The following is a 14,819-nucleotide window of genomic DNA, read 5'->3' on the forward strand; positions in this document are numbered from 1 at the left end:
ACGTGAACTCCCATGCTGTTCACTCAGTGAACGTATATTGAAACGATGTCGACAGCCCCGGGTCCGGACATGATCGGTCGCGTCGCCGCACTCCTGCGCTCAATCGCCGACAGCGACGGACAGTCGACGTCGACGCTGGCCCGGCGCACCGGACTGGCGCGCCCAACCGTCCACCGACTGCTGGGTTCCCTTGCCGACGAGGGCTTCGTCGATCGCTCCCGCACCACGGGCGGGTGGTCGCTCGGGCCCGAGCTGTATCTGCTCGGCGCGACCGCCTCGGTCCGCTACGACATCACCTCGGCGGCGTCGGACATCCTCCGCGACCTCGCTCGCCAGACCGGCGAGAGCGCGTACCTCTCCGCCCGACGCGGCGACGAGACCGTCTGCATCGCCGAGGAGGAGGGCAGCTTTCCACTGCGCTCGCACGTGCTGCATCCAGGAATCCGATTCCCGCTCGGCGTGGCGTCCGCCGGGCTGGTGATCCTGGCGACGATGCCCGACCGCGACGTCGCCGAGTACGTCGAACGCACCGACCTGGTGCCCGTCTGGGGAGCACACCACTCGACCTCGGAGCTGATGCGGCGGGTCGCCGCCACCCGGATCGACGGCTACGCGACGAACCCCGCCCTGCTCGTCGACGGCAGCTGGGGCATGGCCGCCGCCGTGTTCGACAGTCGCGGAGAACCGGCGTGGGCCGTCAGCCTTACCGGAGTCGAGACCCGATTCGCCGACGATCGACGGGCCGAGCTCGGCGCGGCGCTGCTCGTCCACGCCCACCGCCTGACGCTGCGCCTGTCCGGACGGCGCGGCTGACGATCTGTGCCGACCCCTGCGCGTCCGATTCTTCCGGGATAGGCTGCGCACGTGAGAACCCTCGGTGACTTCGGCACGCGCGCTTTCGCGATCGTGCTTGTCGTGCTCGCGTCCATCGCACTCGCACCCGGCACGGCCCAGGCCGCACCGCGGCTGCAGAGCGCGTCCAACTTCCGCGACATCGGCGGTTATCCGGCCGCCGACGGCAAGACGGTCCGCACCGGGCAGCTCTTCCGTTCCAACAAGCTGAGCAACCTCACCGACACCGACAAACAGACGCTCGTCGACCTCGGGATCACGCTCGACGTGGACCTGCGCAACGCCTCCGAACGCGACGAGGACCCCGATCAGATGCCGGCGGGCATCCGGTACCAGGTGGCCGACGTCGTGAGCCTGAACAGCGGACTGTGGTTCCACGAGTTCGTCCCCGTCACCCTCGGCAGGGCCTTGATCGACGCCTACACCACGAAGTCGTCGAACGTCGGCCAGAGCATCGGCTACCCGTTCATGGTGAGCTTCGTCGGCTCGGACGCCGCCTTCCGCGATCTCGTGAAGGCCGCGGCGACCAATCCCGGCGGCGTGGTCTACCACTGCAGCGCGGGCAAGGACCGCACCGGCTGGGGAACGGCGATCATCCTGTCGATCCTGGGTGTCTCACGCGCCGACATCGAGGCCGACTTCATGAAGTCGAACACCTACCTTGGTCGCGACGACGCCGTCGAACTGTCCTGGCTTAACGCCGCATACGACCAGGTGAAGCGGCTCTACGGCAGCATGGACCGCTACGTCCGCAAGGGCCTGGGCATCGATCAGGCGACGATCGACAAACTCCGCACCCGGATGCTCGTCTGACACCACCCGACTACCGCTGGACGGCCTTCGCGACGGCGATCGCCCGCGTGATCGCGTCGCGTTCGGAAGCGTCGAGGTCGCGGTTCATCCGCTTGGCGTCGTCGACGGCCCAGTGTGCGTCGAGGATCATCCGGACGATCACCCAGTCCCTGGCCCGGTCCTCGTCGAACCCGGCCGCCTCGACGACCGTGAAGAACCGTCGTTGGATCGACTCCCGGAGGTACCCGTCCATCTCGGACCATCGGTTGATCAACAGCGGAGCGACCTCGAAATGCGGGTCGCCCGACATCGGCTGCGGATCGATGACGAGCCACGGTTCCCGATCGGCTGCGAGGACGTTCTCGTAGTGAAGGTCGCCGTGGATGATCCGGCCGACCGAATCGGGGTCGGACACCAGGTCCCGCCCCTTCGACAACGCTCGATCGATCAGCCTGCGCGGCACCGGAATGTCCCGCGCGTCCGCCGCGAGCGCGTCGAGCCACGCGTCGACGAACCCGGTGAGCGGGCGCAGCCTGCCGGGCGCGGGCCGGTGCAGTCGCGGATACAGACCGGCGACGATCTCGCACGCGTGCAGGTCCCACTCCCCCGTCAGATCGCGGTCGTGCAGTCGTTCCAACAGCATCGCTCGGCGCGCCGGATCGGCGCGGAACATCCGGACCGTGCCGTCTCCCGCCCAGTACTGCAGGGCCAAATGCTCGTGTTCGGTCTCGGGCGAACCGTCGAACCCGATCTTGAGCATCGTGTCGCCGTCCTCGCCGCGGACCGGGATCACGATCGACGCGAACCCGTTGGTCGGCTCGCCCGTCACCCGCAGACTCCATTCGGCGACGAGGCCGTCGCACAACTTCGGAAGCCTGTCCAACCAGTCGGTCCACTCCGGTCCCAGGGCCCGTCGGGCCGCCAACTCGTCGGGTACACGCACTGTTCCAGCGTACGGACGGCCCGACCCCACCGCGCATCGCGGAACATGCGGCGGTCGGGATCAGGACGTCGCCGGATCGTCCGCCCTAGGGTGTGTTGCCAAACTCTCTTCGCCTGTCTCGACGGCCCGATGATCCGAGGCGGAAGAGTTTGCAACACACCCTAAACTGAAGGCATGGCGACGACAACCGCCTTCGTCCTCGCGGGCGGCGCCAATCTGGGCGCCGTCCAGGTCGGGATGATGCAGGCCCTGCGCGAACGAGGCGTGGTGCCCGACATGCTGATCGGAACCTCCGCGGGCGCACTGAACGCGTCGTTCATCTCCGGTCACGGCTTCACCGGGCAGGCCCTGGACGACCTCGGCGACGTCTGGCGCGGGCTCACGGCATGGGAGCTGTTCCCGCCGAGCGTCCGGCAGGTCGTCAACGCGCTGCGCGGCCGCAAGCCGTCGATGTTCGACGACAGTGGCATGCGGGCCCTCGTCGAACGTCACCTCACCTTCGACAGACTCGAGAACGCGCCCATCGATCTCACGGTGATCGCGACCGACCTGCTGACCGGTGACGAAGCGGCGCTCTCGGCCGGACCCGCGATCGACGCCGTGCTCGCCAGCAGTGCGATACCGGGACTGCTGCCTCCCGTCTCGTGGAACGGCAGGTCGCTCGTCGACGGCGGCGTCTCCGACAACACCGCGCTCGCGCCCGCGGTGGAACGCGGCGCCGACATCGTCTACGTGTTGCCGTGCGGCCAACCATGCTCCGCCGAGACGACGCCCGACAACGTCGCCGAGATCCTGCTGCACACGATGGCGCTCCTCATCCACCGGCGGCTCGTCTCCGACATCCGGGAGTACTCCGACGACGCCGAGCTGATCGTCGTCCCGCCGCCCTGCCCGATCGCTGTCGGCGCCCTCGACTTCGGCCGGGCCGACGACCTCATCGTGGAGGCGTACCGGACAGCGGGGCCGTTCCTCGACGTCGACGGTGGGCGGCGAAAGGCGCCTGCCGACTACGTGGACGTCCCGTCCTCGTGATCAGCGAGACGACGAGCGGCAACGCGAGGACGACCACGATCAGCCGGAGACTCTGAGTGGTCGCGATCAACGCCATGTTCGAGTCGGCCGAACTCGACGCGCTCGCGACCACCGCGTTGATCCCGCCCGGCGTCGTCGCGAGGTAGGCGTCGGCGAACGGGACTCCCGTCAGCTCGCCGATGCCGAACGCCAGTCCGGCCACGACGCCGCACATGACGCCGATCGCGCCGACGATCATCGGCACGGCCCGAACGAGCGCACGGATGACCTTCCTGTCGAACATGAGCCCGACCTCGAGCCCGACGACCACCATCAGCAGTTCTTTGAACGGCCCCTGGGGCGCGAATCCTCGACTGAGCGCGGTGCCGCCGATCACGGCCGCGACGACCATCGGCCCGATGAGTCCTCCGCCCGGCAGTCGGAGGCGCCGCCCCAGCCACATGCCGACGAAGGCGAGGACGATCGCCGTCGACAGTCCCGCGACCTGATCGCCGCGCCCGACGATCCACAGGGCGTGCTCGACGGCGGGCGTCTCGGCCGATCCGGCGACGCCGATCATCACGAACGGCGCCGTCAGACTGACGAGCAGCACCCGGCTGTACTGCATGAAGCCGACGATGTCCTTGCGGGCGCCGAAGTCGTCGCACATGGTGACGACGGCAGACGATCCGCCCGCCATCAGCCCGAGGGTGGCGGTACGTCGGTCGATGATCGGCGACCACCGTGCGACGGCCCACGCGAACACCAGGGTCAGGAAGATCGTCAGCACCGACACCGTCAGGAACGGCACCAACGCCGGGCCGACGGCGCGGATCGCGTCCGCGTGCAGGTAGCCGCCGAGCATGACGCCGATGAACGCCTGCGTCCACTTGGAGACGTCGGACGGGACGTCGACCTCTCGCACTCCGGACAGGCGGAGGGCGACACCGAGGGCGAGCGCCGCGAGGAGTGCCGGCGCGGGCACGCCGAGCCGTTCCGCCCCCTCGGACAGCGCCCACGCGCAGAGGATCACGACGAGATATCGCCCGCGTCGAGCTCAAGTCGGCCTCTCATGAATCCCGGCCTCACCCGTGCTGACGGTGAGCGGCGGCAGTACTGCGGGGCGGGATTCAGTGGTTGTCACATGACTCTGTATAACAGCGGTCCGGACCGTTCGCTCGGCGCGGACGACAATCTTCACGAGATCTTCACACCCCTGCTCACCTGCTGTTTTTTCGATCATCGCGCGTGAAATCCCCGCACGCCGACGCCGAAGATAGGGCATCCTTACTCTGACCTCGTCGTATGCGGGCGATAGCATGCGAGCTGTGAGCGACTCTGCATCGGCCCCCGATTTCCTCTATTCCGATCTCCTCCCGGCGAACCAGGACGACACCCCGTACCGCCTGATCACCACCGAGGGCGTCTCCACATTCGAGGTGGACGGTCAGAAGTTCCTGAAGGTCGACCCCGAGGCGATCGCGAAGCTCACCTCCGAGGCGATGCACGACATCAGCCACTACCTGCGTCCGGCCCACCTGAAGCAGCTGCGCAAGATCATCGACGACCCCGAAGCGTCGGACAACGACCGTTTCGTCGCCCTCGACCTGCTCAAGAACGTCAACATCTCGGCGGGCGGCGTGCTCCCCATGTGCCAGGACACCGGCACCGCCATCGTCATGGGCAAGAAGAGCGAAGGCGTCCTGACGGGCGTCGACGACGGCGAGGTGATCTCGCGCGGCGTGTACGACGCCTACACCAAGCTGAACCTGCGGTACTCGCAGCTCGCGCCGCTCACCACGTACGACGAGAAGAACACGGGCAACAACCTGCCCGCGCAGATCGAGATCTACGCGACCGAGCAGGGCCCGAAGGGGCCGGAGTACAAGTTCCTGTTCATGGCCAAGGGCGGCGGCTCGGCCAACAAGTCATTCCTGTTCCAGGAGACCAAGGCGATCCTGAATCCGAAGCGCATGCTCGAGTTCTTGGACGAGAAGATCCGCTCGCTCGGCACCGCGGCCTGCCCGCCGTACCACCTCGCCGTGGTCATCGGCGGCACGTCCGCCGAGTTCGCGCTCAAGACCGCCAAGTACGCGTCGGCGCACTACCTCGACAACCTGCCGACCGAAGGCTCGATGGCGGCGCACGGCTTCCGCGACACCGAGCTGGAAGAGGAAGTCTTCAAGCTGACGCAGTCGTTCGGCATCGGAGCCCAGTTCGGCGGCAAGTACTTCTGCCACGACGTGCGTGTGGTCCGCCTCCCCCGCCACGGCGCCTCGTGCCCCGTCGCGATCGCCGTGTCGTGTTCGGCCGACCGTCAGGCGCTCGGCAAGATCACCGCCGACGGCGTGTTCCTCGAACAGCTCGAGACCGACCCGGCCCAGTACATGCCCGACGCGGGCGTCGCCGAGGACATCTCCGGCGGCGAGGTCGTCGACATCGACCTGAACCAGCCGATGGCCGACATCCTCGCCGAACTGTCCAAGCACCCGGTCAAGACGCGCCTGTCGCTGACCGGCCCGCTGGTCGTCGCACGCGACATCGCCCACGCCAAGATCAAGGACCTCCTCGACTCCGGGCAGCCGATGCCCGAGTACCTCAAGAACCACCCGGTGTACTACGCGGGACCGGCGAAGACTCCCGAAGGCATGGCGTCCGGCTCGTTCGGACCGACCACCGCGGGCCGCATGGACAGTTACGTCGAGCAGTTCCAGGCGGCGGGCGGCTCGATGGTGATGCTCGCCAAGGGCAACCGGTCCAAGCAGGTGACCACCGCGTGCGGGACGCACGGCGGCTTCTACCTCGGATCGATCGGCGGCCCCGCCGCACGCCTGGCCCTCGACTGCATCAAGAGCCAGGAAGTGATCGAGTACCCCGAACTCGGCATGGAGGCGGTGTGGAAGATCGAGGTCGAGAACTTCCCGGCCTTCATCGTCGTCGACGACAAGGGCAACGACTTCTTCACCGACCCGTCCGGCACCGTCAACGTCCCGATCTCCGGTGTCCGAATCCGCTCGAAGGAACGCTGACCTACCTCCCCGGGAGGGGTCGCCAACGCGTTCCCCGAGCACGTTTCTCTCCCGTTCCTTGAGCGGAGAGCCTCAGCGCTGCCGCTCGACGTTCGCCATCTTGAGGACGTCGAGACGGGCGTCGAGTTCGTCCAGGGACAGCTTCTCGCCGATCAGCCCGCGGTCGATGACGGTCTGGCGGATCGTCTTCCCCTCACGGAGTGCCTGCTTGGCGACGGCGGCGGCCTCCTCGTAGCCGATGGCCGAGTTGAGCGGTGTCACGATCGACGGCGACGACTCCGCCAGCGTCCGCAGCCTGTCCTCGTGTGCGACGAGGCCGGTGATGCAGCGGTCGGCGAACAGGCGCGACACGTTGGCGAGGAGCTGAATCGACTCCAGGACGTTGCGCGCCATCATCGGGATGTAGACGTTCAGTTCGAAGGCGCCGTTGCCGCCGCCCCAGGTGACCGCGGCGTCGTTGCCGATCACCTGCGCCGCGACCTGCGTGACCGCTTCCGGGAGCACCGGATTCACCTTGCCCGGCATGATCGAGCTGCCCGGCTGCAGGTCCGGGAGGGCGATCTCGCCGAGGCCGGTGAGCGGCCCCGAACCCATCCAGCGGACGTCGTTGGCGATCTTCGTCAGGGAGACCGCGATGGTCTTGAGCTGCCCGGATAGTTCCACCAGGCCGTCCCGCGCGGCCTGCGCCTCGAAGTTGTCCGATGCGAGACGGAGGTCGTCGACGCCGGTCAGTTCGACGAGCTTGCGCACCACGCGCGTGCCGAAGCCGTCCGGTGCGTTGAGCCCCGTGCCGACGGCGGTGCCGCCGATCGGGAGTTCACCGACGCGCGGGAGCGTGGCGCGGAGACGTTCGACGCCCGCCTCGACCTGCCGTGCGTAGCCGCCGAACTCCTGCCCGAGGGTCACCGGCACCGCGTCCATCAGGTGTGTGCGGCCCGACTTCACGACGGTCCGCCACTCCGCGGACTTCCCGGCCAGCGCGGTGTGCAGATGTTCCAGTGCCGGGATCAGATCGCGGACCACGGCCTCGGTTGCCGCGACGTGAGTCGCCGTCGGGAAGGTGTCGTTGGAGCTCTGCGACATGTTGACGTCGTCGTTCGGGTGGACGCTGACGCCGCCGCGCGCAGCGATCGACGCGATCACCTCATTGGCGTTCATGTTCGAGCTGGTTCCCGAGCCGGTCTGGAACACGTCGATCGGGAACTGGTCGTCGTGGGCTCCGTCGGCGATCTCGCGGGCGGCGGCGACGATGGCGTCGGCCTTCGCCGGGTCGAGGAGCCCGAGATCGCTGTTGACCTGTGCGGTCGCCGCCTTCAGGAGGCCGAGCGCCCTGATCTGGGTGCGTTCGAGCGGGCGGAAACTGATCGGGAAGTTCTCGACGGCGCGCTGCGTCTGCGCCCGCCACAGCGCGGCCGCGGGAACCCGCACCTCGCCCATCGTGTCGTGTTCGATCCGGTACTCGGTGTCTTCAGCAGCCATGATCGGTTCAACGACGACGCCCCTGCCGATGTTCCGACCTGTGGACGACGCTCTGGTCCGGGCCGACAGCCAAGCCTAGAATCGGGCTCATGACCCTGGCTTCACGACAGAACGAGTTGATGTCCCTGGAGCAGTGGCGTGCCTTGGGGGAGGACACGTCGACGCGGTCGGAACTTCAGGAGGGGGTCCTGATCGTGTCACCGAGTCCGTCGCCGAGGCATCAGCGCGCGATCATGCGGCTCGGTGTCGACCTGCATGCGGTCCTTCCAGCCGAATACGACCTGATACCCGAAGTGGACGTCGTCCTCGACTCCGCGTTTCCGTCCACCGTCCGTCGACCGGACCTTGTCCTCACACGGCGGGCGACCGGGCCGCTCGTCGCGCGTGACGTGGTTCTCGTCGTCGAGATCCTGTCCCCCGGCACTCGACGCGTCGACCTCGTCCTCAAACGGCATGAGTACGCGGAGGCCGGGATCACGAACTACTGGATCGTCGATGTCGACGACCGCCCCCGGCTGCTCCCGCTGACCCTCGTCGACGGCGAGTACATCGGCGATTGGGTGACTGGAACCTACACTTCCAACGTCCCGTTCCCGGTGACGATAGACCTCGACGCCCTCGCCTGACCCTGTGGACGACGCTCTGGTCCGGGCCGACAGCCGAGCCTAGAATCGGCCTCATGCCCCTGGCTTCGCGACAGAACGAGTTGATGTCCCTGGAGCAGTGGTGTGCCTTGGGGGAGGACACGTCGACGCGGTCGGAACTTCAGGAGGGGGTCCTGATCGTGTCGCCGAGACCGCGGTTGATCCATCAGAAGGTGCTGACGAAGCTCGGTGCAGGCCTCCTCGTCCAAGCCCCTCCCGGGTTCACCGCGGTGACCGAGCCCGACGTAGTCATCGACTCTCGGACACCGGCCACCGTCCGGGTGCCTGATGTCGTCGTCATCAGGGAGAACGATGACGAATCGATGCTCACGGCAGCCGACGTGCTTCTCGCGGTAGAGATCCTCTCCCCCGGTACTCGACGCGTCGACCTCGTCCTCAAGCGCTTCGAGTACGCGGAGGCCGGGATCGCGAACTACTGGATCGTCGACTTCGAAGGGACACCTCGCCTGGAAGCGCTCACCCTGGTCGACGGCAGCTACGTCGGCGACTGGGTGACCGGAACCCACACCTCCAACGCCCCGTTCCCGCTGACGATAGACCTCGACGCCTTCGCCTGACCCTGTGGACAACGCTCTGGTCCGGGCGGACAGCCGAGCCTAGAATCGGGCTCATGACCCTGGCTTCGCGACACCTCGAACGGATGTCCCTGGAGCAGTGGCGTGCCTTGGGGGAGGACACATCGGTGCGGTCAGAGCTCGTCGAGGGGGTCCTGATCGTGTCGCCGAAACCGCGGAGAGCCCATCAGCGCGCGGCAGGACGAATCTTCAGTCGACTCGTGCAATCCTGTCCGCCCGGCCTGGAAGTCCTCGGGGAGGTCGATGTCACCATCGACGTCCGGCGCCGGGCGACCGTGCGGGCACCGGACATCGTCGTAGCCGTTGAGGGCGATGCGGAGCTTCGGGCAGGCGATGTCCTCCTCGTCGTCGAGATCCTCTCCCCCGGCAGCCGGACCACGGACCTGGTCGCCAAACGGCATGAGTACGCGAAGGCCGGGATCGCGAACTACTGGATCGTCGACCTCGAGGGGACACCTCGCCTGGAGGCGCTCGCCCTGGTCGACGGCAGCTACGTCGGCGACTGGGTGACCGGAACCTACACTTCCAACGTCCCGTTCCCGGTGACGATAGACCTCGACGCCCTCGTCTGACGGCCCCTCGACTGCGCTCGGGGGACGGGAGAACGCTCGGAGAGCCGGAATGCTCGGGGAACGGCGGTGCGCTCAGCCCTTCATCGCGACGCCGTGCCGCCAGTACCCCATGAACGCGACCTGGGAGCGTTCGACGCCGAGGTCCTTCACCAGATGCCTGCGGAGCCCGGTGACCACCTTGCTCTCCCCCGCGATCCAGAAGTAGCGGTCGACGGGCGCCGCGGTGGAGTCGATCTCCTCGCCGAGACCCGAGTACTCCGGCGTCTCCCAGACGAGGACGTCACCGTCGGGCGCGTCGACGGAGTCGGCCCCGACCGCCGTCACACCCGCATCGAGGTGAGCGAGGACAGCCGGACGCAGAAGGTCGCCGTGGGCGGCGCCGTCGCGCGGCAGCCAGTGCACCGCGACACCGTCCGGCGCGGCGAACGGCAGCACGTCGGCCTCGGTCGGCACCTCGATGAACGCGACACCGCGCAGGTCCGTCGGCGAGTCCTCGAGGATCCGGGCGATCGCCGGGGCCGCCGTCTCGTCGCCCGCGAGCAACACCGACTCGGCGTCGCCCGGTGCGTACTCGACACCGCCGCCGTCCAGGCGACCGCGCCGCGGACCGACGAACAACACCTCGTCGCCGACCTCGGCACGCGACGCCCACGTGGCCGCGGGACCGGTGAAACCGGGAGCCATGTGCAGCACGAAGTCGATGACGACGCGCGTGCCGTCGTCGTCGACCGACACGTCGCGGATGGAGTAGGTCCGCATCGCGCCGCGATCGCCCTCCGGCAGGGCGGTCCACGCCGCGTACCAGTCGTCGGAGTCCGTCAGAGGCGGCAGAACGCCGGACTCCGGCGGGAAGACGACCTTCATCCGCTGGTCGAAGGTGCTCCCCGGCGTCCCGTAGTCGTCGAGCCCCGGGCCGCCGAATGTGATGCGCGCGAAGTTCGGCGACACCGGCTCCACTGTGTGGACGCGGGCGCGGACGACGGCGTATGGACTGTCAACGGACATGATGCCTCCCTATCGGCATGACGGCGGGTTTCCCCGAGACCGGGTCTGTCAGGATCTGACTCTTGAGACCGAAGACGTCGGCGACCATGTCGGCCGTCACGACCTCCTCGGGTGTGCCGTGCGCGTGGATGCTCCCCGACCGCATCGCGATCAGCCGGTCCGAGTAGCGGGCGGCGAGGTTCAGGTCGTGCAGCACCATCACGATGGTCGTGCCGCGCGCCTCGCGCAGGTCGGTCAGGAGATCGAGCACCTCCACCTGGTGCGCGACGTCGAGGAACGTCGTCGGCTCGTCGAGCAACAGGATGTCGGTCTCCTGCGCGAGCGCCATCGCGATCCACACACGTTGCCGCTGGCCGCCGGACAGTTCGTCGACGCTGCGGTCGGCGAGATCGGCGATGCCGGTCGCGTCGAGCGCGCCCGCGACGGCCGCGTAGTCGTGCGCGGTCCAGCGGGCCATCGCCCGTTGATGAGGATGACGGCCGCGGCCGACGAGGTCGGACACCGTGATGCCCTCCGGAGCGACGGGGCTCTGCGGCAGCAGTCCCAACACCCGAGCGACGTCGCGCGATCGCTTCGCCGAGATGTCCTCGCCGTCCAGGAGCACCCGGCCCGACTCCGGTTTCAACAGCCGAGACAGGGCGCGGAGCAGCGTCGACTTGCCGCAGCCGTTGGCCCCGACGATCGAGGTGATCACGCCCGCGGGCACGTCGAGGTCGAGACCGTCGACGATGACACGGTCGCCGTACGACAGACGGATGTCGTCGGCGCTGAGGGTGTGGTGAACGGTCACAGAGTTCCTCCCGACCGGTTGACGCGGATGAGCAGATAGATCAGGAACGGTGCGCCGAGCACGCCGGTGACGACGCCGACGGGATAGCGATGCGGCAGCGCGAACTGTCCGACGAGGTCGGCCGACATCACCAGGATCGCGCCGACCAGACCTGCCGGGAGCAGCGGGGATCCACCCGCTCGGGAGGTGAGACGCGCGGCGATGGGGCCCGACATGAACGCGACGAACGAGATCGGACCGGCGCCTGCCGTCGCGAACGCCAACAGCAGCACGGCGCCGAGGATGAACAGCAGACGTGTCCGCTCCACCCGCACACCCATGCCCGCCGCGGTGTCGTCGCCGAGCGCGAGCATCCCCATGTCGCGGCCGAACCACATCATCACCGGGACGACGAGGACCACCATGACGGCCACCGGCCCCACTCGGTCCCACGACGCGTCGCCGAGGCTGCCGGTGATCCACCGGAGTGCGGCGGCGATGTCCCATTCCGCGGCGCGGGCCAACGTGTACGACACGATGCTGCTGAGCATCGCGGCCATGCCGATGCCGATCAGGATCAATCGGGTCGCGGCGAATCCGCCGTTCATCGACAGTCCGTACACGGCGCACGCCGCGGCGAGCGCACCGACGAGCGCGAGCACCGACACCGTCGGACCGGTCAGTCCGAGGATCACGATGCCGATGACGGCGGCCGCCGACGCGCCCCACGAGATCCCGATGATGTCGGGCGACGCCAGCGGATTCCGCAGCAACGTCTGGAACGTCACCCCGGCGAACCCGAACGCGAACCCGGTCAGCACGGCGAGACACGCGCGGGGAAGGCGCAACTCACCGATCGTGAACATCTCGCGGCTGCCCGCCTCGCCGACCACGGTCCGCAGCCAGCCTGCTCCGGGGTAGTCGAAGCCCGCGATCACCCGCATCACCGCGTCAAGCGGATAGAACTTGAGTCCGACCATCAGCGATGCCGCGAAGAGCCCGATGGTCAGTGCGCCGAGGACGGCGAGGACGACGGCACGCCTGCGTCGTCGGGTCGCGCGTCCGGCCGCGACTGCCTGCACGGTGGTCACAGTTCACGCACCTTCTGCCTGCGAACGATCCAGATGAAGAACGGCGCGCCGATGATCGCCGTCACGACGCCGACGTCCACCTCTTCGGGGCGCGCGACGATCCGGCCGACGACGTCGGACAGCACGAGCAGCGACGCGCCGACGAGTGCGGTGAACGGCAGCAGCCACCGGTGATCGGTGCCGATCAGGGCGCGGCAGGCGTGCGGGACGAGGAGTCCGACGAATCCGATCGGGCCGGCGATCGCGGTGGCCGCGCCCGCCAGGATCACCGCGGCGACGCCGGTCAACAGCCGGGTGCGGGCCACGTTCTCCCCGAGCCCGGTCGCGACGTCGTCGCCGAGCGCCAACGAGTTCATGCCCCGCGCGCAGGCGAAGGTGATGAGCGCGCCGACGCCGAGGACGGGAGCCAGGACTGCGATGCGGTCCCATTCGGCCCCGCCGACGCCGCCGACCTCCCAGCGTTGGAACTTCGACATCACGTCGACGCGCGGCAGCAGCAACGCGCTGATCAGGCAGGTGATGGCCGCGGCCGTCGCCGCACCCGACAGGGCGAGCTTCAACGGCGTCGCGCCGCCGCGGCCCATCGACCCGACGGCGTACACGAACACCGCGGTGACCGCGGCGCCGACGATCGCGACGCCGATGTACGAGGACGGTCCGCGGCACCCGCTTGACGATGGCGGCCTCGCCGAACGTGTCGGCCGATGAGAACAGCGCGTCACCGATCTCGGACATCGACACCACGCGGTTGCCGAACGCGATCGACACGCAGAACAGGACCACGAGGACGACGACGGCGACGATGAGCCACCCGACGCGCTTCGCGACCGGCGACCGGCTCACTTGGCCGATGCCGCTGGGCGTGTTGCGAAACTCTTCCGCCTCGGATCGGCGGATCCGATGGACGGCTGGCAAGGCGGAGGAGGGAGGGATACCGATAGGTATCTCGACCGACGACAACGCAGCCAGGCGTTCATCGGGCCGTCGAGACAGGCGAAGAGAGTTTCGCAACACGCCCGAGCAGGTCGAAGTACTTCGCGGCACCCCACGGGATCGACAGCGGCGACGGGTTCGACGCGGCGGCGAGCGGAGTGGAGTCTTGCAGGACGGCGACGTGTCCGGCCTTGATCGCGGGGATCTTGCCGAGCAGCGGATCGGCCTGCAGACGGGCCAGGGTCGAACCGTCACCGTAGGTGACGATGAGTCCGACGTCGTTGAACTGGTCGGCCTGTTCGGCGCTGACCTGCACGTAGAAGTCCTTCGACGTCGCCGACGACGACTCGACGGCCGACGGCACGGGCAGACCCGCGGTCTTGAGGAAGTTCGCTCGCGGGTCGTTGAGCGTGTAGTAGCCGATCTTGCTCATGTCGTTCGGCTCGAGGTACGCGAACAGCGTCTTCGTGCTCTTCAGCTCAGGATGGGCCGACACCGCCGTGTTCACCTGTCCGGTCAGGTCGGCGATCAGCTTCTTGCCGTCGGCCTCGCGACCCATCGCCTTCGAGTTCAGCGCGATCGTCTCCTCCCACGTGGTGCCCCACGGGATCGACGGGTAGGCGACGACCGGCGCGATCTTGCTCAGCTTGGTGTACTGCTCCTCCGTGAGACCCGAGTACGCGGCCAGGATCACGTCGGGCTCGGTCGCCGCGACGGCCTCGTAGTCGGGGCCGTCGGTCTCGTCGTACATGGCCGGGGTCTGCGCGCCGAGAGCCTTCAACTTGTCTTCGACCCACGGCATGACGCCGTTGCCGTTGTCGTCGCCCCAGGTGGCCTTCGCCATGCCGACCGGCACCACCCCGAGGGCGAGCGGAACCTCCTGATTCGACCAGCCGACGGTCGCGATGCGCTCGGCGGACGTGACGGTGGTCGTCCCGAGCGCATGCGTGACGGTGATCGGGAAGCCGGTTCCGCCGGACGACGACGTCGCCCCGTCCGGGGTGCTCGAGCACCCGGTCGCGGTCGCCGCGAGTACCGCGGTTGTCAGTAGGACGGCGAGTCGTTTCATGCGCACGGGAGGAGCCTTTCGAGATCGGACGAGC

General features: G+C 68.2%; 14 protein-coding genes and 1 pseudogene. 7 read left to right on the forward strand and 8 right to left on the reverse strand.

Annotation, left to right across the window (positions count from 1 at the left end; translation table 11 throughout):
- Positions 1–45: 45 nt before the first annotated feature.
- Together GYB83_RS06205 and GYB83_RS06210 are read left to right on the forward strand one after the other, a co-directional pair.
- Entirely contained in the window at positions 46–813 is a 768-nt protein-coding gene (locus GYB83_RS06205; RefSeq protein WP_228461227.1) for an IclR family transcriptional regulator, read from the forward strand.
- A 51-nt stretch (positions 814–864) separates the two neighbouring features.
- The gene (locus tag GYB83_RS06210) at positions 865–1,665 is read left to right on the forward strand and encodes a tyrosine-protein phosphatase (RefSeq protein WP_161894694.1); all 801 of its coding nucleotides are present in this window, start codon (positions 865–867) and stop codon (positions 1,663–1,665) included.
- Positions 1,666–1,675: 10 nt separating this feature from the next.
- Here the strand turns inward: GYB83_RS06210 and GYB83_RS06215 are convergent, their stop codons facing one another.
- On the reverse strand, positions 1,676–2,587 hold the full coding sequence (locus tag GYB83_RS06215; RefSeq protein ID WP_161894695.1) for an aminoglycoside phosphotransferase family protein: 912 nt from the start codon (positions 2,585–2,587) through the stop codon (positions 1,676–1,678).
- Positions 2,588–2,761: 174 nt separating this feature from the next.
- Here GYB83_RS06215 and GYB83_RS06220 point away from each other — a divergent pair, with 174 nt between their 5' ends.
- Positions 2,762–3,619: a patatin-like phospholipase family protein gene (locus GYB83_RS06220; protein WP_161894696.1), complete on the forward strand. Its 858-nt coding sequence runs from the start codon at positions 2,762–2,764 to the stop codon at positions 3,617–3,619.
- Here the strand turns inward: GYB83_RS06220 and GYB83_RS06225 are convergent.
- Positions 3,522–4,631, reverse strand: coding sequence for an AbrB family transcriptional regulator (locus GYB83_RS06225; RefSeq protein ID WP_161894697.1), 1,110 nt, complete (start codon positions 4,629–4,631; stop codon positions 3,522–3,524). The two genes, GYB83_RS06220 and GYB83_RS06225, sit on opposite strands and share 98 nt — an antisense overlap.
- A 286-nt stretch (positions 4,632–4,917) precedes the next feature.
- On the opposite strand from GYB83_RS06225, the gene GYB83_RS06230 reads away from it, so the two are divergent.
- Positions 4,918–6,627 carry a fumarate hydratase gene (locus tag GYB83_RS06230; RefSeq protein WP_228461229.1) on the forward strand — a complete coding sequence of 570 codons (1,710 nt, stop codon included), beginning with the start codon at positions 4,918–4,920 and terminating at the stop codon, positions 6,625–6,627.
- Between the two features lie 72 nt (positions 6,628–6,699).
- On the opposite strand, the gene GYB83_RS06235 is transcribed toward GYB83_RS06230, so the two are convergent.
- Positions 6,700–8,106 carry a class II fumarate hydratase gene (locus tag GYB83_RS06235; protein ID WP_161894699.1) on the reverse strand — a complete coding sequence of 469 codons (1,407 nt, stop codon included), beginning with the start codon at positions 8,104–8,106 and terminating at the stop codon, positions 6,700–6,702.
- A gap of 89 nt (positions 8,107–8,195) precedes the next feature.
- On the opposite strand from GYB83_RS06235, the gene GYB83_RS06240 reads away from it, so the two are divergent.
- The 3 genes from GYB83_RS06240 to GYB83_RS06250 are packed head-to-tail and all read left to right on the forward strand — an operon-like array spanning position 8,196 to position 9,918.
- The gene (locus tag GYB83_RS06240) at positions 8,196–8,732 is read left to right on the forward strand and encodes a Uma2 family endonuclease (RefSeq protein WP_161894700.1); all 537 of its coding nucleotides are present in this window, start codon (positions 8,196–8,198) and stop codon (positions 8,730–8,732) included.
- Positions 8,733–8,785: 53 nt separating this feature from the next.
- Positions 8,786–9,328, forward strand: a complete 543-nt coding sequence (locus GYB83_RS06245; RefSeq protein WP_161894701.1) for a Uma2 family endonuclease — start codon at positions 8,786–8,788, stop codon at positions 9,326–9,328.
- Positions 9,329–9,381: 53 nt separating this feature from the next.
- Complete coding sequence (locus tag GYB83_RS06250) at positions 9,382–9,918, forward strand: Uma2 family endonuclease (protein ID WP_161894702.1); 537 nt, start codon at positions 9,382–9,384, stop codon at positions 9,916–9,918.
- Between the two features lie 72 nt (positions 9,919–9,990).
- Here GYB83_RS06250 and GYB83_RS06255 read toward each other — a convergent pair whose 3' ends face one another.
- From GYB83_RS06255 to GYB83_RS06275, 5 genes and pseudogenes are all read right to left on the reverse strand, one after another.
- Entirely contained in the window at positions 9,991–10,923 is a 933-nt protein-coding gene (locus tag GYB83_RS06255; protein WP_161894703.1) for a siderophore-interacting protein, read from the reverse strand.
- Positions 10,913–11,713 carry an ABC transporter ATP-binding protein gene (locus GYB83_RS06260; RefSeq protein ID WP_161894704.1) on the reverse strand — a complete coding sequence of 267 codons (801 nt, stop codon included), beginning with the start codon at positions 11,711–11,713 and terminating at the stop codon, positions 10,913–10,915. The genes GYB83_RS06255 and GYB83_RS06260 overlap by 11 nt, the downstream gene beginning before the upstream one ends.
- Positions 11,710–12,783, reverse strand: coding sequence for a FecCD family ABC transporter permease (locus GYB83_RS06265; RefSeq protein ID WP_161894705.1), 1,074 nt, complete (start codon positions 12,781–12,783; stop codon positions 11,710–11,712). The genes GYB83_RS06260 and GYB83_RS06265 overlap by 4 nt, the downstream gene beginning before the upstream one ends.
- Positions 12,780–13,626 (reverse strand): annotated as a pseudogene (locus GYB83_RS06270) (FecCD family ABC transporter permease). The gene GYB83_RS06265 and the pseudogene GYB83_RS06270 overlap by 4 nt, the downstream one beginning before the upstream one ends.
- Before the next feature lie 130 nt (positions 13,627–13,756).
- Positions 13,757–14,791 (reverse strand): iron-siderophore ABC transporter substrate-binding protein, encoded by a 1,035-nt coding sequence (locus tag GYB83_RS06275; RefSeq protein WP_161894706.1) that lies wholly within the window; start codon positions 14,789–14,791, stop codon positions 13,757–13,759.
- Positions 14,792–14,819 lie beyond the last annotated feature (28 nt).

The sequence above is a fragment of the Gordonia spumicola genome (assembly GCF_009932475.1).
In the GTDB taxonomy this organism is placed as follows: domain Bacteria; phylum Actinomycetota; class Actinomycetes; order Mycobacteriales; family Mycobacteriaceae; genus Gordonia; species Gordonia spumicola.

Excerpts from the sequence above, each read along its gene's own strand:
- GYB83_RS06240 (WP_161894700.1), top strand. The coding sequence starts at position 8,196 with ATGACCCTGGCTTCACGACAGAACGAGTTGATGTCCCTGGAGCAGTGG.
- GYB83_RS06235 (WP_161894699.1), bottom strand. The coding sequence starts at position 8,106 with ATGGCTGCTGAAGACACCGAGTACCGGATCGAACACGACACGATGGGC.
- GYB83_RS06230 (WP_228461229.1), top strand. The coding sequence starts at position 4,918 with ATGCGAGCTGTGAGCGACTCTGCATCGGCCCCCGATTTCCTCTATTCC.
- GYB83_RS06220 (WP_161894696.1), top strand. The coding sequence starts at position 2,762 with ATGGCGACGACAACCGCCTTCGTCCTCGCGGGCGGCGCCAATCTGGGC.
- GYB83_RS06245 (WP_161894701.1), top strand. The coding sequence starts at position 8,786 with ATGCCCCTGGCTTCGCGACAGAACGAGTTGATGTCCCTGGAGCAGTGG.
- GYB83_RS06250 (WP_161894702.1), top strand. The coding sequence starts at position 9,382 with ATGACCCTGGCTTCGCGACACCTCGAACGGATGTCCCTGGAGCAGTGG.
- GYB83_RS06205 (WP_228461227.1), top strand. The coding sequence starts at position 46 with ATGTCGACAGCCCCGGGTCCGGACATGATCGGTCGCGTCGCCGCACTC.
- GYB83_RS06255 (WP_161894703.1), bottom strand. The coding sequence starts at position 10,923 with ATGTCCGTTGACAGTCCATACGCCGTCGTCCGCGCCCGCGTCCACACA.